This is a genomic window from Belnapia arida (assembly GCF_016773205.1).
GTDB lineage: Bacteria > Pseudomonadota > Alphaproteobacteria > Acetobacterales > Acetobacteraceae > Belnapia > Belnapia arida.
Genome location: NZ_JAETWB010000230.1, coordinates 1 through 233 on the forward strand (window position 1 = coordinate 1; position 233 = coordinate 233).

Below are 233 nucleotides of genomic sequence, written 5' to 3' on the forward strand. Positions count from 1 at the left end.
CGCTTGACACGGGAGGCGTGGGGCCATACACCCCGCCTCCTGTCGCGGGCGGGTGTAGCTCAGGTGGTTAGAGCGCCGGCCTGTCACGCCGGAGGTCGCGGGTTCGAGCCCCGTCACTCGCGCCATGCGACGGAGTGCAACGACGGCGCCGCTCCTGATGGGGCGGCGCCGTTGCCGCATTTAGGCCCCCTTTCGTTCCGGGTCGCCGTCGCCAAATCTGCCGTAGAGAAGAG

Annotated in this window: 1 tRNA gene; it reads left to right on the forward strand. The window is 69.5% G+C overall.

The features are described from left to right. Positions 1-48: 48 nt before the first annotated feature. Positions 49-125 (forward strand) — tRNA-Asp (locus tag JMJ56_RS33510). Positions 126-233 lie beyond the last annotated feature (108 nt).